At 74.3% G+C, this 22,307-nt stretch carries 19 protein-coding genes; 9 read left to right on the top strand and 10 right to left on the bottom strand.

Going from position 1 to position 22,307, the window contains the following annotated elements; translation table 11 throughout:
- Positions 1-18: 18 nt before the first annotated feature.
- The 4 genes from IF30_RS0108260 to IF30_RS0108245 form a co-directional block, all read right to left on the bottom strand.
- Positions 19-1,254, bottom strand: coding sequence for a serine hydrolase domain-containing protein (locus IF30_RS0108260; RefSeq protein WP_051709481.1), 1,236 nt, complete (start codon positions 1,252-1,254; stop codon positions 19-21).
- Positions 1,251-2,186, bottom strand: a complete 936-nt coding sequence (locus IF30_RS0108255) for a DUF6895 family protein (RefSeq protein ID WP_030234133.1) — start codon at positions 2,184-2,186, stop codon at positions 1,251-1,253. The genes IF30_RS0108260 and IF30_RS0108255 overlap by 4 nt, the downstream gene beginning before the upstream one ends.
- The gene (locus tag IF30_RS0108250; protein ID WP_030234130.1) at positions 2,183-2,890 is read right to left on the bottom strand and encodes a hypothetical protein; all 708 of its coding nucleotides are present in this window, start codon (positions 2,888-2,890) and stop codon (positions 2,183-2,185) included. The genes IF30_RS0108255 and IF30_RS0108250 overlap by 4 nt, the downstream gene beginning before the upstream one ends.
- A 67-nt stretch (positions 2,891-2,957) precedes the next feature.
- Positions 2,958-3,164, bottom strand: coding sequence for a hypothetical protein (locus IF30_RS0108245; protein WP_030234128.1), 207 nt, complete (start codon positions 3,162-3,164; stop codon positions 2,958-2,960).
- 154 nt (positions 3,165-3,318) lie between these two features.
- Here IF30_RS0108245 and IF30_RS0108240 point away from each other — a divergent pair, with 154 nt between their 5' ends.
- Positions 3,319-4,092 carry an SDR family NAD(P)-dependent oxidoreductase gene (locus IF30_RS0108240; RefSeq protein WP_030234125.1) on the top strand — a complete coding sequence of 258 codons (774 nt, stop codon included), beginning with the start codon at positions 3,319-3,321 and terminating at the stop codon, positions 4,090-4,092.
- A 228-nt stretch (positions 4,093-4,320) separates the two neighbouring features.
- Positions 4,321-6,156 (top strand): ABC transporter ATP-binding protein, encoded by a 1,836-nt coding sequence (locus IF30_RS0108235; protein WP_030234122.1) that lies wholly within the window; start codon positions 4,321-4,323, stop codon positions 6,154-6,156.
- Between the two features lie 192 nt (positions 6,157-6,348).
- Here the strand turns inward: IF30_RS0108235 and IF30_RS0108230 are convergent, their stop codons facing one another.
- The gene (locus IF30_RS0108230; RefSeq protein ID WP_030234120.1) at positions 6,349-7,017 is read right to left on the bottom strand and encodes a lysophospholipid acyltransferase family protein; all 669 of its coding nucleotides are present in this window, start codon (positions 7,015-7,017) and stop codon (positions 6,349-6,351) included.
- Positions 7,018-7,193: 176 nt separating this feature from the next.
- On the opposite strand from IF30_RS0108230, the gene IF30_RS0108225 reads away from it, so the two are divergent.
- Positions 7,194-7,406 (top strand): EF-hand domain-containing protein, encoded by a 213-nt coding sequence (locus tag IF30_RS0108225; protein ID WP_030234117.1) that lies wholly within the window; start codon positions 7,194-7,196, stop codon positions 7,404-7,406.
- A gap of 171 nt (positions 7,407-7,577) precedes the next feature.
- Here the strand turns inward: IF30_RS0108225 and IF30_RS0108220 are convergent, their stop codons facing one another.
- Entirely contained in the window at positions 7,578-9,779 is a 2,202-nt protein-coding gene (locus tag IF30_RS0108220; protein ID WP_030234114.1) for a bifunctional glycosyltransferase/CDP-glycerol:glycerophosphate glycerophosphotransferase, read from the bottom strand.
- Positions 9,780-10,730: 951 nt separating this feature from the next.
- Here IF30_RS0108220 and IF30_RS0108215 point away from each other — a divergent pair.
- A complete protein-coding gene (locus tag IF30_RS0108215) occupies positions 10,731-10,997 on the top strand; it encodes a hypothetical protein (protein ID WP_078891221.1) in 267 nt (88 codons plus the stop codon).
- Between the two features lie 191 nt (positions 10,998-11,188).
- Positions 11,189-11,635 (top strand): YjbQ family protein, encoded by a 447-nt coding sequence (locus tag IF30_RS0108210; protein WP_051709479.1) that lies wholly within the window; start codon positions 11,189-11,191, stop codon positions 11,633-11,635.
- 98 nt (positions 11,636-11,733) lie between these two features.
- Here IF30_RS0108210 and IF30_RS0108205 read toward each other — a convergent pair whose 3' ends face one another.
- Positions 11,734-12,291, bottom strand: a complete 558-nt coding sequence (locus IF30_RS0108205) for a DUF1990 family protein (protein WP_051709477.1) — start codon at positions 12,289-12,291, stop codon at positions 11,734-11,736.
- Between the two features lie 349 nt (positions 12,292-12,640).
- Between IF30_RS0108205 and IF30_RS41115 the strand changes: the two genes are divergently transcribed.
- Entirely contained in the window at positions 12,641-13,006 is a 366-nt protein-coding gene (locus IF30_RS41115; protein WP_037899298.1) for a hypothetical protein, read from the top strand.
- 29 nt (positions 13,007-13,035) lie between these two features.
- Here the strand turns inward: IF30_RS41115 and IF30_RS0108195 are convergent, their stop codons facing one another.
- Together IF30_RS0108195 and IF30_RS0108190 are read right to left on the bottom strand one after the other, a co-directional pair.
- Positions 13,036-16,077, bottom strand: coding sequence for an AAA family ATPase (locus IF30_RS0108195; protein ID WP_030234101.1), 3,042 nt, complete (start codon positions 16,075-16,077; stop codon positions 13,036-13,038).
- Entirely contained in the window at positions 16,074-17,243 is a 1,170-nt protein-coding gene (locus IF30_RS0108190) for an exonuclease SbcCD subunit D (protein WP_030234097.1), read from the bottom strand. Before IF30_RS0108190 ends, IF30_RS0108195 begins: the two co-directional genes overlap by 4 nt.
- Positions 17,244-17,559: 316 nt before the next feature.
- Here IF30_RS0108190 and IF30_RS0108185 point away from each other — a divergent pair, with 316 nt between their 5' ends.
- The 3 genes from IF30_RS0108185 to IF30_RS0108170 all read left to right on the top strand — a co-directional run bounded on the left by IF30_RS0108185 (position 17,560) and on the right by IF30_RS0108170 (position 21,160).
- Positions 17,560-18,798: a hypothetical protein gene (locus tag IF30_RS0108185; protein ID WP_158834836.1), complete on the top strand. Its 1,239-nt coding sequence runs from the start codon at positions 17,560-17,562 to the stop codon at positions 18,796-18,798.
- A 294-nt stretch (positions 18,799-19,092) separates the two neighbouring features.
- Positions 19,093-19,785, top strand: a complete 693-nt coding sequence (locus IF30_RS48570; protein ID WP_063752536.1) for a hypothetical protein — start codon at positions 19,093-19,095, stop codon at positions 19,783-19,785.
- A gap of 577 nt (positions 19,786-20,362) precedes the next feature.
- The gene (locus IF30_RS0108170; protein WP_030234085.1) at positions 20,363-21,160 is read left to right on the top strand and encodes an SGNH/GDSL hydrolase family protein; all 798 of its coding nucleotides are present in this window, start codon (positions 20,363-20,365) and stop codon (positions 21,158-21,160) included.
- Between the two features lie 86 nt (positions 21,161-21,246).
- On the opposite strand, the gene IF30_RS0108165 is transcribed toward IF30_RS0108170, so the two are convergent.
- Positions 21,247-22,197 carry a nitroreductase/quinone reductase family protein gene (locus IF30_RS0108165; protein ID WP_051709475.1) on the bottom strand — a complete coding sequence of 317 codons (951 nt, stop codon included), beginning with the start codon at positions 22,195-22,197 and terminating at the stop codon, positions 21,247-21,249.
- Positions 22,198-22,307: the final 110 nt, after the last annotated feature.

The raw sequence follows: 22,307 nt of genomic DNA, 5'->3' as shown, positions 1-22,307 counted from the left end.
GACGGCACCGTTGCAGGACTAGACCGGACGACCGGCGGTCCGCAGCACCTCGTACCCGGCCTGGACGAACCGCCCGTCGAACGTCGGCCCGGTGTTGGCGAGCACGGCGACGGCGGTCGCCGCCTCCGGGGCGAATCCCACGAAGGCCGTGAACCCCCTGGTCCCCCCAGTGTGGAAGTACAGGTCACGCCCGCCCGAGTGGCGGCGGTTCCAGACCAGGCACATTTCGTCGGCCGAACGCGGCAGTCGCAGCCGCGCCCGCTGGACCTCGCTCAGAGCTTCCTTCAACGTGGCGCTTCCCTCGGCGGGTTGCGGTCCGTCGAGGTGCGCGCCTCCGTCGAGCGCGCCTCCGTCGAGGTGCGCGCCTCCGTCGAGGTGCGCGCTTCCGTCGAGGTGAGCGCGGAGGAAGCGCAGGAGGTCGGCTCCGCTCGAGCGGATCGCGCCCGCCCCCGGCAGGCCGGGGATGCGCCACGGCGGGAGCGCACGCCCGCGCCGGTAGCCGGTCGCCAGGACCGGCGGTTCGGGCGAGTCCGGCCGGACGGGCGAGTCCGGGGAACAACCGGTGGCGGCGAGGCCCAGTGGTCGGCAGACACGTTCGGCGAGCAGGTGCCCGTACGGCAGGCCGCCCGTCTCGGCGAGCAGCCGGCCGAGTAGTCCGACGCCGTAGTTGGAGTACCGGTACCGGCTGCCGGGCGGGTGGCGGACGGTGGTTCGGGCCAGTGCGGTGCGCAACTGCTCCTCGCCGAAGGCGGCGTACGGGTTGCCGGACCAGTTCCGGGCGGCCCCGAGGAGCAGTCCGGGCGGCAGCCGTGGCAGGCCCGAGGTGTGGGTGGCCAGGTGCAGCAGCCGGATCGGCTCCGGCTCCGGCTGCCGGGAAGGCGAACGCGAACGGGAACGCGAGCGCGGCCACACGCCCGCCGACGACCCCCGCCACGGGTCCGCTGACGGGCCCGAACGCACTGTCACCGGCTGCCAATCGGTCGGCAGGTGCTTCTCCACCGGGTCGTTCAGGGCGAGTTCACCGCCCGCGGCCATCTCGGCGAGCAGCAGCGCGGTGAACGTCTTGCTGACCGAACCCAGTTCGAAGACGGTGTCCGGCGTGCAGCGGCTCATCGGGCCACGCCCGGGACGCTCCAGGTTCCCGTGGCACCGGAACTCCTCCCGGCCCTCGCGGACCACGCCCACGATGACGGCGGTCGCGTACGGCTCGGCAGCCCGCACCGCCGCCGCGATCGCGGATTCCAGTTCGCTCACGCCACCACCGGTGTGCCGCCGAGCGCCCGCGAGAGTGCGACGTTGGCGGCGACCACCCCGACCACCGCGGTGTGGCAGTGCCGGCGGAAGGCCTCCTCCGGGTCGTCGTGATCGGGCGCCGGGCCCTCGCACGGGATCAGCCCGTCCGGCTGCTGGATCGCCGCCAGCGCCTCCCAGCCGACCCGGCCGGTGACCGGTTCCCCGATGCACGAGTCGACGACGAGCAGTTCGGCCGCGAGGTCCCACTGCTCGATCTCCAGCCAGATGTCGAGCCAGACCGGCAGCCAGTCGCGCAGGTAGTCGCGCATCGGCTCGGGCAGGCATTCGGGCCGGGCACCCCAGTCGGTGACGTGGAAGACGGTGTGGGTGACCTGGTAGGCGATCACCCAGGCGATGGTCCACGGTTCGGGAAGGGCGGAGAGCCAGGTGCTCCGGATCAGTGAGTCCCAGTCCGGCTGGTGTTCGAGGCCCGCGATCCGCCGGGCGTTGGCGAGGGCGAGCCGGCGGCTGCCCTGGATCTCGACGGCGTGCACGGCTCGGAGCCGGCCGAGGGAGTCGAGCAGTTCCTCCATGGCGGCGTGGCGGTAGCCGGCCCGGGCGAAGTGGCCGTACGTCTCCAGCGGGTCGATGAGGGTGACGTGCCGCAGCTGCCGTTCGTAGAGCAGGGTGCCGTCGTTCAGCTGGGACCAGGCGGTGTCGAGGAGTTCCCGTGCGAGCCGGGCGTCGTGCGGCCCGGCGACGCCGTCGCGCAGCACCAGGGAGGAGGCCATGGCCGCCTCGCAGAGGGGCTTGTAGACGTCGTCCGGATCGGCGAGGTCGACGATGGTGCTCTCCTCCAGCCGGCCGTAGCCGCGCTGGTAGCGGTCGTGCAGCCAGGCGAGGGACCGGGAGCCGAGCTGCTGGGCGGTGGCGAGCACCGTGGTGTCGGTCATCTCGGCGCTCCGTTCAGCAGGCGTCGGGCGATGGTGAGTTCGAGTACGGAGCGGGCGGTTCCGTCGCCGGCCAGGCGGATCCGGTCCAGCACGGGTTCGAGCTCGAGCCGGAGCGGCCGACCGTCGGCGCGCGCCCAGGCGAGCCACCGGGCGAGCCGGACGGCGGTGGCGAGGTCGCGCCGGAGCATGCAGCGGACGGTTCCGCGGGCGAGGTCCAGGGTGTTCGCGCGGGCGGTGTCGTGCACCGGGCCGTCGAGGGTGGGCAACGCCAGGACGGACAGCTGCGCCATGCGCTTCGACCAGTCCAGCCAGCCGAGGGCGTCGGGCCCGGGCAGTGGCGCGGGCACGGGCACGGCGCCCGCGTACGCCGTGCGGGCGAGCAGCTGGCCGGCCGCCCAGTCCTGCCATCCGATCACCGCCGCGGCCTGCTCGGACGAGGGGGCGGGAGCGGGCAGCGCCCGTCGCGCCTCGGCCAGCAGCGCGGCGTCCGTTTCGTCGGGGTCGGCCCCGGTGAACAGCTGCGGCGCGAAGAGGTCCGCGCCGGTCACCCGGACTGCGGCCAGCAGCGGGCGGGGCACGACCGTGCCGGGAGCCGCGAGCGCGGTCACGGCCTCGCCGTCCCGGAGGACGGCGAGGACGCGGCCTGCCACCTGCTCGACCGCCGCGGCGTACTCGTCGCGGAGGGGAGTTTCGGCGGTTGCCATGGTGGTTGGGTCCCCCTTCGGGAGGATTGGTCACGGGCCCGGGGCCCGGTGAGGGGAGGAGCCGGGTCTACCGGGTCGGCTTCTCCTTGGGGCCCTTCGGCGAGAGCAGCAGCAGCGCGGCGAGCAACGCCGCGCCGGCGGCCTCGGGCAGGTACGTGGGCGCGTCGGACACGACGGCCTCGTCCTCCACCATCAGGCTCGCGAGTGTCTCGGCCTCGGTGGACGTCGCGCTGGGTGACGTCGAGGCCGTTTCGGTCCGGAACTGAGTAAGCATCAGATGTGCCTCCTCGACTGGATTTCGCCGCCCGGTCGGGCGGTGCCCCTGTCCGACACTACGAGCACGATCGAACGCCTGCATCCGCAACCCCGTGAGCAGGGATGTTGCACTCGGTGTGGGCCCGGTTGCGGCGAGTCGGTACGGTCGGGGCATGACCACAGCCTTGATCACCGGCGCGACCGCCGGCATCGGAGCCGCGTTCGCGCGCCGGCTCGCCCGCAGCGGCTACCAGCTCGTCCTGGTGGCGCGGGACACCGAGCGCCTGGAGCGCGCCGCCGCGGACCTGCACGGAAAGTACGGCGTCGACGCCGAAGTGCTGACCGCCGACCTCGCGACCGAGGAGGGCATCGGCGCCGTCGAGGCCCGGCTCGCCGACTCCGCCCGCCCGGTGGACCTCCTGATCAACAACGCCGGCTTCGGCAACAAGGGCCAGTTCGGGACCGTCCCGCTCCAGGACGAGCTGGACATGGTGAAGGTGCACATCGAGGCGATCCTGCGACTGACCACGGCAGCGCTGCCGGGGATGCGCGAGCGCCGCCGGGGCGCGATCGTCAACGTCGCCTCGGTGGCGGCCTTCCTGCCGCGCGGCACGTACGGGGCCAGCAAGGCCTGGGTGGTCAGCTTCACCCAGGGCGTGCTGCGCGACCTCGGCGGTACGGGCGTGCGGATGATGGCCCTCTGCCCGGGCTTCACCCGCACCGAGTTCCACCAGCGGGCCGGCATGGGCACCGGCAACATCCCCTCGTGGTCCTGGCTCTCGGCCGAGCGGGTGGTGGACGAGGCGATGCGCGACCTGGCCCGCGGCCGGTCGTTGTCCGTGCCGGGCAAGCGGTACAAGGCCGTGGTCGCCCTCGCGCGGGTCCTGCCCTCCGGCGGGCTCGGCGGCTTCTCCTCCAAGGCGGCGCGCACCTACCGCACCGACTGACGGCAGGGCGGCCGGACGGCCCGTGCTCGGACCCACCGGTGGCCGGACGGTGGGTCGGCGCGGGCCTTGGCGGTCGGACGGCCGCCGGGGGCAGCGCTGCTCGGAGCGCGTCCACGGTCGGGCGGGAATGGATTGACTCTCACTATTAGCTTGTCTAAATATGAGCTATCCTCGCTATGTTGATCCCGCCCGACCGTCCCCGACCGTCCGACCCAGGGAGGCCCGTTCTTGAGGACCGCCACCATCGACTGGACTCCGCCCGAGCGCGCCGAGGGCGAACCCCGCCCGCCGGCCCCGTGGCGGCGCATCCTCGCGCTCTTCCGCCCGTACCGCGGCCGCCTCACCACCGTCGGGCTGCTCGTCGCCGCCTCGGCCGTCGTGTCGGTGGTCTCGCCGTTCCTGCTGAAGGCCGTGCTGGACACCGCCATCCCGCAGGGCCGCACCGGGCTGCTCACCCTGCTCGCACTCGGGATGATCCTCACCGCCGTGGTGAACAGCATCTTCAACGTGCTGCAGACGCTGATCTCCACCACCGTCGGCCAGCGCGTGATGCACGACCTGCGCACCGCCGTCTACGGCCACCTGCAGCGCCAGTCGCTGGCCTTCTTCACCCGCACCCGCACCGGCGAGGTGCAGTCCAGGATCGCCAACGACATCGGCGGCATGCAGTCCACGGTGACCTCCACCGCCACCAGCCTGGTCTCCAACCTCACCGCGGTGGTCGCCTCCGTCGTCGCCATGGTCGCCCTCGACTGGCGGCTGACCGTCGTCTCCCTCCTCCTGCTCCCGCTGTTCGTCTGGATCAGCCGCCGGGTCGGCCAGGAGCGCAAGAAGATCACCACCGAGCGGCAGAAGCAGCTGGCCGTGCTGAGCTCGGCGGTCCAGGAGTCGCTCTCCGTCAGCGGCATCCTGCTCGGCCGCACGATGGGCCGCTCCGACTCGCTCGCCCGCGAGTTCACCGAGCAGTCCGACCAGCTCGCCGACCTCGAGGTCCGGGCCAGCATGGCCGGGCGCTGGCGGATGAACACCATCCAGATCGTGATGGCCGCGATGCCCGCCCTGATCTACTGGGCGGCCGGCCTGACCTCCGCCGCCGGCGCGCCGATCGTCTCCGTCGGCACCCTGGTCGCCTTCGTCACCCTCCAGCAGGGCCTCTTCCGCCCGACCGTGAGCCTGCTGTCCACCGGCGTGGACGTGCAGACCTCGCTCGCCCTCTTCCAGCGCATCTTCGAGTACCTCGACCTGCCCGTGGAGATCGCCGAGCCGGCCGAGCCGGTCACCCTCACCGAAATCCGCGGCGAGGTCCGCTTCGAACACGTCGACTTCCGCTACGACCCCGCGCAGGAGCGCCCGACCCTCGCCGGACTCGACCTGAAGGTCCCGGCCGGCAGTTCCCTGGCCGTGGTCGGCGAGACCGGCTCCGGCAAGACCACCCTCAGCTACCTCGTCCCGCGGCTGTACGACGTCACCGGCGGCCGGGTCACCCTGGACGGTGTGGACGTGCGCGAGCTCTCCTTCGACACCCTGGCCCGCGCGGTCGGCGTGGTCTCCCAGGAGACCTACCTCTTCCACGCCTCGGTCGCCGAGAACCTGCGCTTCGCCAAACCCGGCGCCACCGACGCCGAACTGGTCGCGGCCGCCCGGGCCGCGCAGGTCCACGAGACCATCGCGGCCCTGCCGGACGGCTACGACACCCTGGTCGGCGAGCGCGGCTACCGCTTCTCCGGCGGCGAGAAGCAGCGCCTCGCACTCGCCCGGACGATCCTGCGCAACCCGCCCGTGCTCATCCTGGACGAGGCCACCAGCGCGCTCGACAACCGCACCGAACGCGCCGTCCAGCAGGCCGTCGACACCCTGGCCGCCGGACGGACCACCATCACCATCGCGCACCGGCTCTCCACCGTCCGCGCCGCCGACCAGATCGCCGTCCTGGACCACGGCGAGGTGGTCGAACTCGGCACGCACGAGGAACTGGTGGAGCTGGACGGCCGGTACGCGGCCCTGCTGCGCCGGGAGGCGCCGGAGGCGCCCGCCCTGCCGGAGGCCGCCCTCGGCCACGCCTGAGCGCGCGCACCGGGCCGGCGGCGCTTACGTCGTCGGCCGGAACCCGCAGGCCGAACCGGTCGCCAGAGCCCGTCGTCGCCCGCAGTTGCCTGCAGGTGCCCGCAGGTGCCCGCAGTTGCCCGCCGTCCGAGCCTGCCGTCCGAGCCTGCTGTCCGAGTTCGCCGTCCGAGCCCGCGCAGGCGGGGCCCACCGCTAGGCCGCCTTCGGTGCCTCGTTGTAGCTGTCCGCGACCTCCTGGCCGGAGAGCCGCTGGATCGCCGCCATCACCTCGTCGGTCACCTGCCGACGGGCCTTCAGGGAGCGGGCCTGCCCGTGCAGCTCGTCGAAGTGCAGCGGTTCGCCGAAGCGGACCGTCACCTTCTTGAGCCGGGGCACCCGCTTGCCCACCGGCAGGATCTCCTCGGGCCCCTCCAACGCCACCGGCACCACCGGCACGCCCGCGGTCAGCGCCAGCCACGCGACGCCCGTCTTGCCCCGGTAGAGCCGACCGTCCAGCGAGCGGGTGCCCTCGGGATAGATGCCGAACGCCTTGCCCGACTCCAGGATCTCCAGTGCCGACTCCAGCGAGGCCTGAGCGGAACGGTAGGTGCCGCGCTCGACCGGCACCGCGCCGATCGCCTCGAAGAAGTCCTTGGAGAGCCGGCCCTTGAGCCCGGTGCCGGTGAAGTACTCGGCCTTGGCGAGGAAGTGGACCCGGCGCGGGGCGGTCAGCGGGATCACCACGCTGTCGATGAAGGACAGGTGGTTGCTGGCGAGGATGACCCCGCCCTTGCGCGGAACGTTCTCGATCCCCTCGATGACCGGCCGCCAGATTCCGCGCGAAACCGGTTTCAGCACCAGCTTGGTGACGAGGTCGAGCATGGTTCCCTCCCTGGACGAACGACCGCCCGGGAGGTGCCCGGGCCTGCAACAGATCCGCAGACTACGACACCCACCCCCGCGCCCGTCCACTCCCGGCGACCGTGGCGAACACCACGGCCGGGTAGGGTACCGCCGTCCGAACCGAGCACGACCCCGCAGTACCCCAGGAGGGCACGATGGAGACCACCGAGGCGATCAAGGCCTTTTTCGACCGCTTCGACAAGGACGGTGACGGCCGGATCACCGCGTCCGAGTACGCACTGGCCGCGAACGAGATGGGCGACCACGACGTCACCCTCTCGATGGCCGAGGCGCTGATCCACAGCATGGACACCAACCACGACGGTGTGCTGACCTTCGAGGAGTTCCTGGCCGCCCGCCGGCGCTGACCTCGCGCCGACGGGGCCGGTCGCCGCCGTAGCGGACGCACCGGCCCCGTCCGGAGGCCCCACCGCCCGCCGGACCGCCGGGCCCCGGGCCCTGGGCCCCTACCGCTTCACGGCTTCACCGCTTCACGGCTTCACCGCTTCACCGCTTCACCGCGTCACGGCTTCACCGCTTCACGGCTTCTCGACCGGGAACACCCGGCGCACCACCCGTTCCGCCGCCCCGCCGTCGTCCCAGACGCAGAACTTCGCCCGGAACCGCGCCCGCGCCCTCGGTGCGGGATCGCCGGCCAGCAGTTCCTCCGCCAGCTCCTCCGCGGTCTCCGCGACCGCGCCCGGAGGCTCCGCGAACAGGTCGAAGTAGACGCCGCGCTCCCGTTGGTACTCCTCCCAGTCCGGTGCGAAGATCACCACCGGCCGGTCCAGCACCGCGTAGTCGAACATCATCGACGAGTAGTCCGTCACCAGCACGTCCGCAACGAGGTAGAGGTCCTCGACGGTCGGGTGCGCCGAGACGTCCACGATCCGCGCGGCATCCCCGTCGGCCGCCAGGTCCCCCGGCCCGCCGGTGTGGAAGTAGTGGGTGCGCACCAGCAGCGTGAAGCCGGGCCCCAGTTCCCGGGCCAGTCCGGCGATGTCCAGCAGCGGCACGTAGCCGCCCTTGCCGCCGCGGTGGGTCGGCGCGTACAGGACGGCCCTGGTGTCCGGCTGCAGCCCGAACCGCTCGCGCATCGCGCTCACTTCGTCCGGGGTGGCGGTGGCCAGCCGGTCGTTGCGCGGGTAGCCGGTGTCCAGCATCTCGTACCGGCCGGGGAAGGCGCGGGCGAAGTGCTCGCTGGTGTGCGGGTTCGGGGAGACCAGGAAGTCCCAGCGGTCGATGGCCTCCTGGAGCAGGTCGAAGTCCATGCCCTCCGCTGCCGCGGGGCGGTCGCGCAGGTCCATGCCCATGGCCTTGAGCGGGGTGCCGTGCTGGGTCTGGACGTGCACCGAGCCGGGTCGCTTGGCCATCGTGCGCGGGAAGTTGACGTTGTTGACGAAGTACTTGGCGGTCGCCATCACCTTGAGGTAGGCGGGGGTGTTGACGATCACGTACGGCACCCCGGGCGGCAGCGTGGCGGCCTGCCGACGGTTCTCCACCACCCACACGCCCCGGACCTGCGGCGCGAGTTCCTTCGCCTTCTCGTAGATCGCCGCCGGGCTGCACGCGTAACCCCGGTGCCAGTACGCCGCGTAGACCGCGAGGTGCTCGTCCATCGGCAGCCGGCGGAAGGCGTTGTAGGCGGTGAACCGGGCGCCGCTGCGCACCCCCTTCTTCACGGCGGGCGCCACCGCCCGCGCCCCGCGCTTGAGTTCGCGCGGCAGTCGGCCGGTGCGGCGCAGCTCGGCGTAGGCGAGCCGGGCGCCGCGCGCGGCCAGGCGGTACTGGACGCCGCGCACCCCGCCGGGGTAGCGGTAGCCCGCCGGGCGGTGGCGGTCGAAGTGCCGGGTGATCCGCTGGAAGAAGTCCTTGCGCCGGTCGGCGGGGACCAGCCCGGGGGTGTCGTAGACGTTGAGCGCCTGGCGCACCGTCCGGTCGAAGACCAGGGTGCGCAGCGAGTCCGGGACGGGCCGCCCGGGGCGGCCCGGGCGGTCCAGGAAGGCGAAGATCGCGTCGTACTGGGCGAACACGTCGGCGTGCTTCGGGGAGGCGGTGGCGGTGATCGCGCCGGCCCGGCCGCGCCGGTAGAAGTAGCAGGGACGGTCGAGGTAGCGCAGTCGCTCGGCGGCCAGCAGCGCGGGGTACGTGACCGAGATGTCCTCGTAGTAGCCGCGGCCGAAGGAGACGCCGAGACCGTCCAGGAAGTCGCGGCGGAACACCTTGTTCCAGACCGACATCACGGTCTGGAACAGCGCCGGGTGCTCGGCCAGCGTGCAGCCCTCGACCAGCGGGGATCCGGTCAGCACGTGGCGCCAGGGGTTGGGCTCCGTCCCGCCGTCGGGGTAGACGTGGGTGAAGTCGGTGATCAGCACGTCGGCCGGGGTCTCCCGGCGACGCTCCTGCGCCAGCTCGTCGAGGACCACGCTGACCGTCCGCTCGGGCAGCCAGTCGTCGCTGTCCAGGAACCAGACGTACTCGCCGCGTGCCTGCGGCAGGGCGGCGGTGCGGGCTCCCCCGAGTCCCTGGTTCTCGGTGAGGTGCAGCACCCGCAGCCGGGGGTCGCGGGCCGCGTACGCGTCCAGGATCGCGCCCGAGCCGTCCGGGGAGAGGTCGTCGACGGCGATCACCTCGAAGCGGGACTCCGGGGCGGGGGAGTCGCCGAGGATCGAGTCGAGGCAGCGCGGCAGGTACCGCTCCACGCCGTGGACCGGGAGCACGATGCTGAGGAGGAGGGACACGCTGGCCGAGTGTACCGATCCACCGGGCGCGACCTGCGGGGACGTCCGGTGCGAGGGCCGGGCGGGGGTCGGGCGGGGCTCCAGCGGGGTCCGGTGGAGGTCCCGGCAGGGGTTCGTGGGCCCTGGCGGGGCGGCTCGGGGCGGCAGGGACCGGCTCGGGGCGGGTTCGCGACGGCCCGACGGAGGGCGGCGGGATCCGGGGATGGGCCGGAACCGCCGGTGCCGGGCCCCTCGCGGGGCGGCACCGGCAGTCAGGTGGCGGCCCAGCCGACCCTCTACGGCCGACCGCCGGTCCGGGCACCGCGCGAGCCTGGCCACCGCAGCGTCGAGGCGGCCGGGCAGTGGCTCGCGGGAGCCTGGAGTTCTTCATCACTCGAACACGCGTATAGGTGCGGTGCGGGCACCGGCGTGTGCATCAGATATTGCTTGGACGTCTCGCCGGAGTCAATCCCTCGAATGTGTTCACTTCATGAACTCGGCTTCTCGATCGAGCGACAGCCCCGAAGATCACTTTGTCGATCTGGCGGCTGTCCCCTATATGGGACGCCCGTCATCCGGTGAGGTCCGCCCCCGGGGCGGGCCGGGCACTCGGCCGGGTGCCCGGCCGCACGCTCCGACAGGGTGCTCCAGCGGGGTGCTCCGGCGGTGCCGCCCCGGGGCCCCTAGCGGTGCCGTACGGGTGCCGTACCGTGTGCCTGCGCAACGCCCCCGCGCGCCGGGCGCGTTGTCGGGCGAGCGGGCGCCGGGCCCGCACTTCCGGGCCCCGCTGACGGATGTCCGGTCGTGCACCATCATTGATGCCTAGTCGTGACCGGTCGGATGGCCCCTGGTGCATCGTCAGTTGACGCCGCACGATACGGTGGCACAACACCAGGACGGTTGCGCGAAGGCCGTCAGTCACGGATAGTCTTCGCCTCACGGCCCTGGCGCCTCGTAGGGGTGGGAAAACTGATGGAACACATGCAAGTGCGGACTCGGCCCCGTGTGCCGGCGATCCAGTGCGGTGTCGGCACGACCGGCCGCCGGATCGAACGACACCTGGCCGTGCTCGGCGCGCCCGCACTTCCGGCGGTCGACACCGCCGAAGCGCTCGGGCTGATAAGGGAGCTGACGCCGCGCGGCGCCGAGGCCCCGGCGACCCGTCGTCGCCACACCAGGATCTCGCTGCTGACGCCGCTGCGTCGGCTGCGCCGGAGCCTCTTCGGTGGGCGCGGCTAGGGCTTCGCCCCGGCCGTCGTCCCGACCGGGACCAGACCCGGTGGACCACCCGGTCCACCGGGTCGTCGGTGTACCCGCCCGGCGCCTCGCCGCGTGGTCCGAGCCCTTCACCCTATGCGAGTTTGCCTCCCTGGCAAGGAGACTCGGCGAGGCGGTACGCCCGCCCCTCCGGCCTGGGCCAGGATGGCGCCATGGCGGACAACAACCACCCCACCCCGACCGGCCCCTTCCAGACCACCACCTTCGAGATCACCACGGGCAGCCGTGAGGTCGCCCTCGACATCACCGACCGCTGCGCCGCGTTCCTCGACGAGCGGGCCACCGGGCGCGACGGTCTGCTCAACGTCTTCGTCCCGCACGCCACCGCCGGGATCGCCGTCCTGGAGACCGGCTCCGGCAGCGACGACGATCTCCTCGCCACCCTGCGCGAACTGCTCCCGCCCGACGACCGCTGGCGCCACCGGCACGGCAGCCCCGGCCACGGCCGGGACCACGTGGTGCCCGGACTGGTCGCCCCGCACGCCACCCTGCCGGTGCTCGGCGGCCAACTGGCGCTCGGCGTCTGGCAGTCCGTGGTGCTCATCGACACCAACGGGGACAATCCGCGCCGAACCGTCCGACTGTCCTTCCTGGGCTGACAGTTGCCCGCTGACCGTTGCCGCCGGGCGGGGGCCGGCGGCTGTCGACTGCCGGGCGGGGGCCGGCGGTCACGGGGCGGGGCGGGCGTCGCGGCGCGTCACTCGACGCGGGAGGCCTCGGCGGCCACCGCGCTGAGGTAGCGCTCGATCGCCAGATGCTGGCAGAGCAGGGCGATCGGACGGCCAAGGCGGGCGTACCAGGCGGACAGGCGGCAGAAGGCGGTCACGTCGAACCACACCTCGCCCTCGGCGTCCATCGACACCACGAACGCCTCCTCGCCGCACTCCGGGTGTCCGGGGAGCGTCCCGTACGCGAACCCGATCCGGTCGGGCTCCTGCACCGTCCACACCACCCGGCAGGGGATCACCAGCCGGGGCCACCGGACCCCCGGCAGGCGCAGCCGCAACAACACCGTGTCGCCGGGCCTGGCCGGGGCGCCCGGGTGGACGGCGAAGCCGCTGCCGGTCTGGGTGCCCCAGCCGAGCACGAACCGGCCGGCCCGTTCCAGCACCTCCGGGCCGCGCCCCAGGTGCACCCGGCGCCGTAGATGCGCGTAGCCGTCCGGCAACCGTCCGCCCCGGGTGGCGCCCACCTCGGCGTAGGAGGGCGCGGTGGCGCGGGCGGCGAGCAGACGGCGGCGCAGGTCGGCGGTCATGCTGGTCACCGTAGCCACCGGCCGGAGCGGGCAGGGCGGCGGGCTGCCGGCTGCGGTGGCCGGCACCGGTCGGCGCGGTCCCCTGCCCCCCGATGGCGCCCGCGCTGATGGATCACGCCGAGTGGGCGCTCGTCGCGGGGACCGCCACCCGGGTCGCGCGCACGGTGGCGGCGCTCGGTGACGGCAGACACGACCTCGACCTGGACGTGCTGGTCGTGCTGGTCGTGCTGGTCGCGCTCGGGCCGGCGCGGCCGCTCGACGGCGTCGCGGGCATGATCAGGGCGGCCTGCGGTCCGGTCCGGACCGGGGCGCCTTGCGGCAGGGAGGAGGGGCGGAGTAGGAAGGCGGCATGGGTGAGACCGCGACGGACGAGCAGGCGAACGAGCAGCCGGGCGCACGGCCCGGCACCCGGCCAGGAGACCGGACAGGCGCACCGCGGGGTGAACGGCCGGGCCGGCAGGCGAACCAGCGGGTGGATGACACCACCCGGGGAGCCGCGCCGCAGGGCTCCGCGGGCGAGACCGGGTCGGTCTGCGAGCAAGCCCCCGCCGGCGACGCCGAGGCCGCGCTGCGGCGCGATCGGACGGCGACCGGCCCGCGCGCCGACTGCGTGCTGTGCGGTGAGCCGACCGAACTGCCCGCCGATCAGCCGGGCAGCACGCTGTGCCCGGTGTGCGCCTGGCAGCAGGCGCAGCGAATCGCCTGCTCGGGCTGATACCGCTTCGGGACCGACGCGCCCCCGGCTTACGCGTCCTCCCGTCCGGCCAGGGCCAGGGTCGAGCCGCGTCGGCCCTTGTGGACCAGTAGTTGGGCGGGGATGCGGGCGCGCAGGTCGGCGACATGACTGACGATGCCGACCGCCCGGTCCCGCTCGCGCAGGCCGTCGAGGACGTCCATCACCTCCTCCAGGGACTGTTCGTCGAGGGTGCCGAAGCCCTCGTCGATGAACAGGGTGTCCAGCGGCATGCCGCCCGCTTCGTCGGTGACCACGTCGGCCAGGCCGAGGGCGAGGGAGAGCGAGGCGAAGAAGCTTTCGCCGCCGGAGAGCGTCGCGGTGTCCCGCTCGGTGCCCGTCCAGGCGTCCACCACCCGCAGGGCCAGGCCCGAGCGCTTGTTGCCGGTGCCCCGGTCGTCGCTGTGCACCAGGGTGTAGCGGCCGCCGGACATCCGGACGAGCCGGTCGCTGGCCGCCGCCGCGACCTGCTCCAGCCGGGCCGCGAGGACGTACGACTCCAGGCGCATCCGCAGCCGGTTCTCGGTGGAGGTGCCGGCGGCCAGCGAGGCGAGCCGGTTGATCCGCTCGTACCGGTCCAGCGTGGGGGCCAGCTCGGCGGCGAGCCCGGCCAGTTGCCGCCCGATCGTGGCCAGGGCCGCGCACCGTTCGTCGGCGGCCGCCCGCGCCGCGTGCGCCTGCCCGAGCCGGTCGGTGGCCGCGCGGAGCGCGGCCGAGGCGCCGGACAGGTCGACCGGCGGAAGGGCCGCGGCCTCGGCCAGTTCGGGCAGTGCCAGCTCGCGCCGTACGGCGGCGGTCTCCGCGCGGTGCCGCTCCAGCCGGGCCTCCAGCCGCTCGCGCTCCTCGCGGGGCAGCAGTACGGCGAGCGCCGCCCCGGCATCCGCGAAGCCCGCGGTGGCGGCGGCCTTGCCCAGCTCCGCCTCGGCCTGGTCGAGCCTGGCGGCCGCCTCGGCGCGGGCCCGGGCGGCGGCGGCCGCGGCGGCCACCTCCTCGGTGAGCCGGGTCAGGGCCGCGGCCCGGTCGGCGACCGTGGCCGCCTCGCCGCGGGCGGCCGCCACCCTGGCGGCCAGCGCCTCCTGTTCGGCGTTGAGCGCCTGCAGCCGATCGGTGAGGACGGCGGTGCGCTCCTTGGCCTCGCGCAGCTCGTCGCCTCGGCGGGCGCGGTCCTGCGACAGCCGGGCGATCTCCTGTTCGACCCGCCCGAGCGACTCCGCCGCGTGCCGGGCAGCGCGGTGCTCGCGCTCCAGCTCGGCGAGGGCCTGCGCGAGGACGTCCGGACCGTCCGGCCCGGCCGCCCCGGCGGCGGTCGCCTCGCGCACCCGGAGGGCGGTGAGCGCCTGCTCCGCGGCCGTCCAGGCCTGCTCGGCGACGACCTGCGCCCGGCGGGCCCGCTCCTCGTCCTCGGCGCCGACCCGGCTGCCGGGCGCCGCCTCGGCGGGCGCGGGGTGGTCGGGCGAGCCGCAGACCCGGCAGGCCTGGCCCGTCCGCAGCTGTTCGGCCAGTTCGGCGGCCATGCCCGCCAACCGCCGGTCGCGCAGATCCAGGCTGTGCTCGCGGGCGTCCAGCGCGGCGGTGCGCAGCTCGGCGACCCGTGGTTCGGCCGCCGTGATCTCGGCGCGCAGGCCGTCGCGCTCCCGGGCCGCGTCCAGTCGGGCGGCCAGCTCGGCGCGCTGCCCGTCCAGTTGCTCGACCTTCGCGGTCGCCGACCGGGCGTGGGCGTGCTGCTCCTCCAGGCGGGCCAGCTCGCCCTCGAACTCGGCCAGCCAGTCCTCGGCCTCCTCGGCCAGCGTCTCGGCGGCGCTCCGGTCCGCCGCCAGGGAGCGCTGCTCCCGGAGGAGTTCGGTGCAGCGCCGCTCCTCCGCCCGGGCCGCCTCCAGCCGGACCACCTCGGCCCGCAGCCGCAGCTCGGCCTCGGCCAGCTCGGCGGCGTCGGCTCCGCGGAGCGCCCGGCCGTCCTCGCCGGGTGCGGCAGCCAGCGCCGCGCGGTGCAGGCGTTCCGCCTCCTGTGCGCGCCGGAAGGCCTCGGCCGCGCTCTCCCGCAGCCGCAGGGCGGACTCCACCCCGACCGCGTCCTGGGCCGCCGCCAGCCTTCGCCGGTCCTCCGCCGCCGCGGGCTCGAACCCGGCCAGCCGCTCGGCCCGGGCCAGGGCCTCCCGGTGCCGGCGCTGCCGCCCGGCCAGCTCCTCGGCGGCCTCGCGCTGCCGCTGGGCCGCGCGCTGCGCGGATTCGGCGCCCGCGAGCGCGGCCTCGGCGACGGCCGCCTGCTCGGCGGCGCCGCTGCGCAGCACCGCGGCCCAGCCGAGCACTCCGGCGGTCAGCCCGGCGTCGGAGTCCGTGTCCGGCACCCAGCCCTCGGGGGGCTCGGCGCCCGGCCCGGCCGCCTGCTCGGCCTTGCTGGCGAGGTCGCGCAGACGCCGCCGGCCGGCCTGGACCGCCGCCTCCTGGGCGCGCCGCTGCTCGGCCAGCCAGTCCTCGACGTGCCGGTACCGCTCGGTATCGAACAGCCGCCGCAGCAGCTTGCCGCGCTCCTCCGAGTCGGCCTTGAGGAAACGGGCGAAGTCGCCCTGCGGCAGCAGCACCACCTGGCAGAACTGCTCCCGGTTCATGCCGATCAGCCGGTGGATCTCCTCCCCGGCCTCCTGGTGCGACTTGCTGATCCCGTGCCACCCCGGCGTGCCGTCGCCCGAGTCCGCGACCCACTCGCGCAGCAGCGTCTGGGCGCGCTCGACGGTGGTGCCGGCGCCGACCTTCTTCGGGCGCCGCTGCTCCGGCAGGCGGGTGATCTGCAGCCGCCGCCCGCCGAGGGTCAACTCCAGCCGCACCTCGGTCAGCCGCTTCGGGTCGGCGTGGTCGCTGCGCAGCCGGTTCGCCCGGCGGGCGCCGGGCGTCTCGCCGTACAGGGCGAAGCAGACGGCGTCCAGCACGCTGCTCTTGCCCGCGCCGGTCGCACCGCGCAGGAGGAACAGCCCGCCGGCGGCGAGCGTGTCGAAGTCGACCGTCTGGGTGCCCGCGAACGGGCCGAAGGCGGAGACGGTGAGCCGGTGCAGCCTCATCGGGGCAGGTCCGCCTTCCGGTCGGTGGTCTCCCGGACGTGCTCGAAGCCCTCGCGCAGCCAGCCGAGCTCGTCCGGCCCCGGCTCGGCGCCCGGGCGGACGTGCCGCAGGAAGCCCTCGGCGACCTCCAGGTCGGCCCGGCCGCTCACCCGCGCCGCGTACGAGCGGGACGGCTCGGCCTCGCTCTCCTCCGGGTCGAACAGCAGTTGGAGCGTGTGCGGGAAGCGGCGGCGCAGCTTCTCCATCGGCTCGCTCGGGCGGGCCGTGTCGGTGAGCGTGGCCTGCACCCAGGACTGCTCGTGCTCGGCGTACGCCTCGTCGGTGAGGAGCGCGTCGAGGGTGTCGCGCAGGGTGGCGAGGCGGCGCGGTTCGGGGCAGGGGATGCGCTCGGCGGCCACCGAGCCGTCGGCCGCGAGGTCGACCAGCCACATGCTCTTGCGCTGCTTCGCCTCGGAGAAGGAGTAGGCGAGCGGCGAGCCGCTGTAGCGCAGGTGCGGGGCGAGCGTCTGGCAGCCGTGCAGGTGGCCGAGCGCGACGTAGTGCACCCCGTCGAACACCGAGGCGGGCACCGACGCGACGCCGCCGACGGCGATGTCCCGTTCGCTGTCACTCGGTGCCCCGCCGGTGACGAAGGCGTGCGCCAGCACCACCGCCCGGGTGCCGGCCGGACGCGTCGCGAGATCGGCGCGCACCTCGGCCATCGCCGCCGCGAGCACCGCCGCATGGCCGCCCTTGGCCAGCCCGAACCGCTCGCGCACCAGCGTCGGCTCCAGGTAGGGCAGCCCGTAGACCGCCACCGGCCCGTGCTCGTCCGCCAGCACCACGGGCACGGCGCACTCGCCCGGATCCGTGCGCAGGTGGATCCCGGCCCGGCCGATCAGCCGGGCCCCGACGCCCAGCCGGCGGGCCGAGTCGTGGTTGCCGCTGATGAAGACCGTCGGCACCCCGAGGTCCGCCAGCCGGTGCAGCACGTCGTCGAACATCGCGACGGCTTCCAGCCCCGGCAGGGCCCTGTCGTACACGTCCCCCGCGACCAGCACGGCGTCCACGCGCTCGGCCCGGACCACGTCCACCAGGTGGTCCAGGAAGGCGCGCTGGGCGTCGTGCAGGCTCTCCCGGTGGAACGAACGCCCGAGATGCCAGTCGGAGGTATGCAGCAGTCGCATGGTCCCCGACCTTAACTTGCACCACTGACAGTCCGGCCCGGATCGGTGGAGGTGTGCGTCTCACGGGTCCGGGCCCGCCTCGGTCGCTGCCGCCGTCGCCACCGCTGCTGCGGCCCGCTCCGGGAAGCGCCGACGAGTCGAGTCGCCGGTCGGCCCGACGGCGGCCCGACGGCGCCCGGGGCCCTTCCCGGGCCGGGCGTTCGATTACCGGGGGTGAATTGTCAGTGGCTCTGTGTATGTTCCTCGACGTCGGCGGCTCCGTCGTACGGGGCGGTCGGCTCCGTCGGGGTCGGGCGAGTGAGGAACAGGAGGAGCCATGGCTGCTGTGCGGGAGTTGGTGCGCGAGGCGGTGGGCGCCGCGGGGCGGCGTCGGCGGGTGCTGGCGCTGGCCGGGCGGAGGCCGGGGGCGGGTGTCGGCGGGGCGCCGGCCGGCGGCCCCGGCGGCGCGGCACCGCCCGGGGGAGGGCGGCCGCCGGGCGGGCGTGCGGGCGGGGGCGGTGCGCGGGCGCGGCGCGGCGGTCGGGCCCGGGGCGCGCCGCCGCCGGAGCCGGTCGCGGTGGCGCTGGCCGTCCGGGCCGGAGACTTCGCCTGCCTGGCGCGGTACGGCCTGTTCGGCGAGCTCGGCCACCGGGACTACCTGCGGAGGGTGGAGGAGCAGCTGACGGCCCTGCACCGGCAGGGGCTGGAGGTGCACCTGCGCGTCCTGGAGGCGAACGACTTCGAGGACTACTGCGAGGCGCTCGGCCTCGATCCCCGGACGTCCGCCGCCCGGGTCGCCTATGCGGGCGATCCCGAGCTGGCCGGCGAGCCGTTCGTCTACGCGGGGGAGCGGTTGGCCGACCTGCTGCCGGTGCTGCTGGACGACCACCGGGCGCGCGTCCGGATCTCCGTGGCCTGCGCGGCCCTGCTGGACGCCGTCGGCGACGACCCGGCCGGGCAGCGCCGGATGGCGGCGGTGATGCGGTACGTGACGTCGGTGTACCTGGCGCTGGCCGAGGGCGCGGGGGAGGGCTGCCACCTGTTGACGCTGCGCTGCCACGGCCCCGAGGACGGCGAGGAGCTGACCTCGGCGGTGGACGTCTGTGTGGAGGGCGGCCGGCTGCACCCCGCCGGCCGGGACACCGAGGCGTTCTGCGTCACGCTGGCGGCGGGCGTCGCCTCCGGCGGTGTGGGGGCGCTGCTGCTGCACGGCGACCCGTCGGCGAGTGGCCAGGCCGGGCCGCCTGCCGGGGCCGGGGGGAGTGGGGGCGCGACGGCCGGAGGTGCGGCGGTCCGAGGCGATGCGGCCCGCGGCGCACCGGCCGCGGGCGCGGCGGATCCGCCGGTGGGCGATGCCGGGGCGCGGCCGCCGGTGCGCGGCTGGGCGCTGGCCGACGGGCGGCTGCGGCCGATGACCGCGCACGAGGTGTTCGACGAGCTGGCCGACGACGCGGCACGCGGCCTGCCGTTCCCGCCCGGGGTCGACCCGCGCCCCGGGTTCCCGCTGCCCGGGTTCCCGGGCTCCCGGGGCGGTGGTGTCCCGGCCCCCAGGGACGGGGGTGAGCCGCTGGGATGATCAGGGCGTTCACCGCCTCCGCATCCGCCATGCGGCGCTGGGGACTGTTCATCGACCGCCTGTTCGGGGAAGATTCGGAGAAGATCAACAGCAGGAGCGTGCGGTACCCCACGCCGCCGCTCCGGCCGCTCCGCTCCGTACCGCGCCCTGCAGGTCCCTCCGCGCACCGCCGGTCCGGCGAGCCCGACAGCGAGAGGGGGGACGCATGAGCGCGCGGAGCGAGCTCGGCGCCGGGAGGCGCGTGCAGGCGGACGCCCCTGGCGAGGTCTCCGCCGAGGGCCGCGAGGCGGGAGCATGAGCCCGATCGAGTACAGCGCGGAGATCGCCGAACTCCTCGGCAAGGTGCGGCGGCGCCCCACGGCGGGCTGGCCGTGGCGGCCGGGCGAGCAGGTGCCGGACGGCCTGCCCGTGAAGCAGTCCTGGGGGTGGCTGTTCGCACCGGACGGGCGGGTGCTGACCCTGGTCAACCCCAGGGACGGGATCTGTTCCCTGCCCGGCGGCTCGCTGGAGCCGGAGGACGCGGGGGATCCGGCGGCCGCTCTGGCCCGGGAGGCCGCCGAGGAGGCGCAGGCGGTGATCGGCCGGCCGTACTACCTCGGCTACCTCTACGACCGGGTCGGCTCGGCGAACGGCGGGAACGAGTGCGCGCGCGTCCGGATGGCGGCGGGGTTGCGGTCGGTCGGTCCCAGTGCGCCTGACCCGGCCTCGGGTCGGCACTACCGGCGGCTGCTGGTCGCGCCGGGGCTCGCCGTCGAGCTGCTGGGGTGGGGCGCGCTCGGGCTGCGCCAGGCCCGGGCGGCGGTCGCCACCGCCGTACGCCGGCTCGGCGTTCCCGCCGCCGCGAACGAGACGATCGAGGAGCTGCCGGTCGAGGGCTGCGCGGTCTCGACGGGCCCCGTGTACCCGGGCCCGGCCGGCGGCCACCTGGGGGAGGGCCATCGGGGTGGCGGGCACCCGGGTGGCGGTCACCCGGGCGGGTGGGGCTGACGAGGCGCGGGCGGCCGGCGCTCCGCCGTCCGGGCGGTGGCCCGATGGCGCCCGCCCCGGCGCCGATGCCCCCACTGCCGAACGGGTGCGCCCTGTCCTGAGCGGTGCCCGGCGCCCCGACGGCCGGTCCTGAAGGCGGCTCACGGCGACAGCGGCCCGCGCCTGCTCGCGCCTGCCCTGGTACCTGCGCCTGCCTTGGTCCCCCACTCCTGCCTTGGTCCCCCGGCGCCCGGCTTGGCTCCCCGCGCCTGCCTTGGCCCCCCGCCCCGCTTGTTCCTTGCCCGTCGCCGCGCTCTGACTCCGTGGCCGGTCGGCGTCGAAACTGACTCAACGATGGTCGGACGTCGACTCCAGGCTTAATCGGCCCTGAATTCACGGAAGTTGCCGGTCCGCCTGCGCAGGACTACGCGCGTCAAATCGCACTCAGTTTGACCAGCGGCGAATCACTGACTGTCGGTGGCAGTTCACCGCTCTGCTATCAGACGGTCCGTCAATAATCTTGGCATGACCGCTTCCGGGTTGCTCTACCGGCTGGTATCACTTCTGTGACCCGCGCCACGCCCTACCTGGAGGTGTGATGATCCGCCCCGCCCGTGCCCTCCCCATCGCCGTCATCGCGGCAGGCCTGACGATGACGACGCTCTTCACCGCATCATCCGCCAACGCAGCCGGTGTCAACTACGTGGCCCTCGGGGACTCGTACTCCTCCGGTGTCGGTGCCGGCAGCTACCTGAGCGACAGTGGCAGCTGCAAGCGCAGCACAAACGCGTACCCGTACCTCTGGAAGAGCGCCCACTCGCCGTCCTCCTTCAAGTTCGTCGCGTGTTCGGGCGCGAGAACCGGTGACATCCTCAACAGCCAGATCTCCGCCCTGGACTCCGGCACCACGCTGGTCAGCATCTCGGTCGGCGGCAACGACGCCGGCTTCGCCTCCACCATGCAGACCTGCGTCCTGGGCTCGGACAGCGACTGCATCAACGCCATCGACACCGCCAAGAGCTACGCGCTCAACACCCTGCCCGGCCAACTCGACAACGTGTACTCGGCCATCAAGGCCAAGTCCCCGAACGCCCACGTCGTCGTGATGGGCTACCCGCACATCTACAAGGTCGGCGGCGCCTGCCTCTTCGGCATCGGCGACACCAAGCGGGCCGCCATCAACGGTGCCGCCGACACCCTGGACGGCGTCCTCGCCAAGCGGGCCGCCAACGCCGGCTTCTCCTTCGGCGACGTCCGCGGCATCTTCACCGACCACGAGGTCTGCGGCAACCTGACCACGTGGCTCAACAGCACCACCCTGCCGATCGACGAGAGTTACCACCCGAAGGCGGCCGGTCAGGCCGGCGGCTACCTGCCGGTCTTCTCCCAGTCGTAGCGGTCCCGTCGGAACCCGCCACCGCTGTCATGGTGCGGGTGCCGCCGCCCCCTCCGGAGACCGGGAGGGGCGGCGGCACCACCGTTTCAGCGCCCGGCCGGAGACGCTCCCGACGGAGACGCTCCCGACGGAGACGGGCCGGCCGGAGCGGCCCCGGCCGGAGCGGGCCCGGACGGTGGGAACGGGATGGCGGCGAGCGCCGGCAGCAGCTCCGACTCCTCGTAGTCGAGGTGGGCTTCCAGCTCGGCGGACATCCGGTCCAGCTCGGCGCGGAGCCGCTCCGGTTCGGTGACCGTGATCCCGGCCAGCAGCGCCACCAGGTCCTCCTTGATCCGCCTGATGGCCCGGTGCTGCTCGTCGAGCCGCGCCAGTACCTCCGCCAGCTCCGGGTGGCTACGCGCGAGGGCGGGGAAGATCGCTGCGTCCTCGCCGGAGTGATGGTGCGTCAGCCCGTCGCAGAACGCCAGGCAGTGCTGTCGCAACTGCAGTCCGAGTCCGGCCGGTCGGCCGAGGGCGTGGGCGTGCGCCTCCTCCCGTACGTGGCGCAACTGGTCGCGCAGCCAGGTGTGCGTCTCCAGCAGCTTGTCGGCGAGGCTGCGTGCCACCGGCGTCCGGCCGTCCGGCGGGGTCTCGGGCCGTTCGAGGACGACGACCGGCAACTCCCGCTCGGTGTGGGCCTGGTAGTCGCCGTACCCCGGCGCCTTCCGGACGACGGCGGCGAACAGCCGCTCGCGCCGGGCGCCTTCGGCGGGGACGGCGATCGCGTCGAATGTCTCGGTCCCGAGTTCGACCCGGACCACCGGGTGGGCGAGCAGATTCCGGTACCACTGGGGGTGTTCCGGCGCCCCGGCGGCCGAGGCGACGACCAGGAGCAGTCCCTCCGCCCGGACGTACCCGAGCGGCACGGTGTGCGGCCGCCCGGACCGGGGCCCGGTGGTGGTCAGCAACAGCAGGTCGCCGCCCTCGAACGGGCCGCCGACCCGACCGCCGTTGGCGCGGAACTCTTCGATGACATTCAGGTTGAAGGGCATGGGCATGTGTGTGGTGGAGTCTCCAGAGGGCAAGGGGGCGCGGTCGCACTCGGTGACGGCAGGGGGCGGCGCATCGCGCACGCATGCGGGCACCACGGCGACCGCCGGGCGTCAGA

Source organism: Streptomyces sp. NRRL S-350, assembly GCF_000719705.1.
Classification (GTDB): Bacteria; Actinomycetota; Actinomycetes; order Streptomycetales; family Streptomycetaceae; genus Kitasatospora.
Note: the sequence above shows the minus strand (reverse complement) of the source record. Positions and strands in the feature narration are given on the sequence as shown.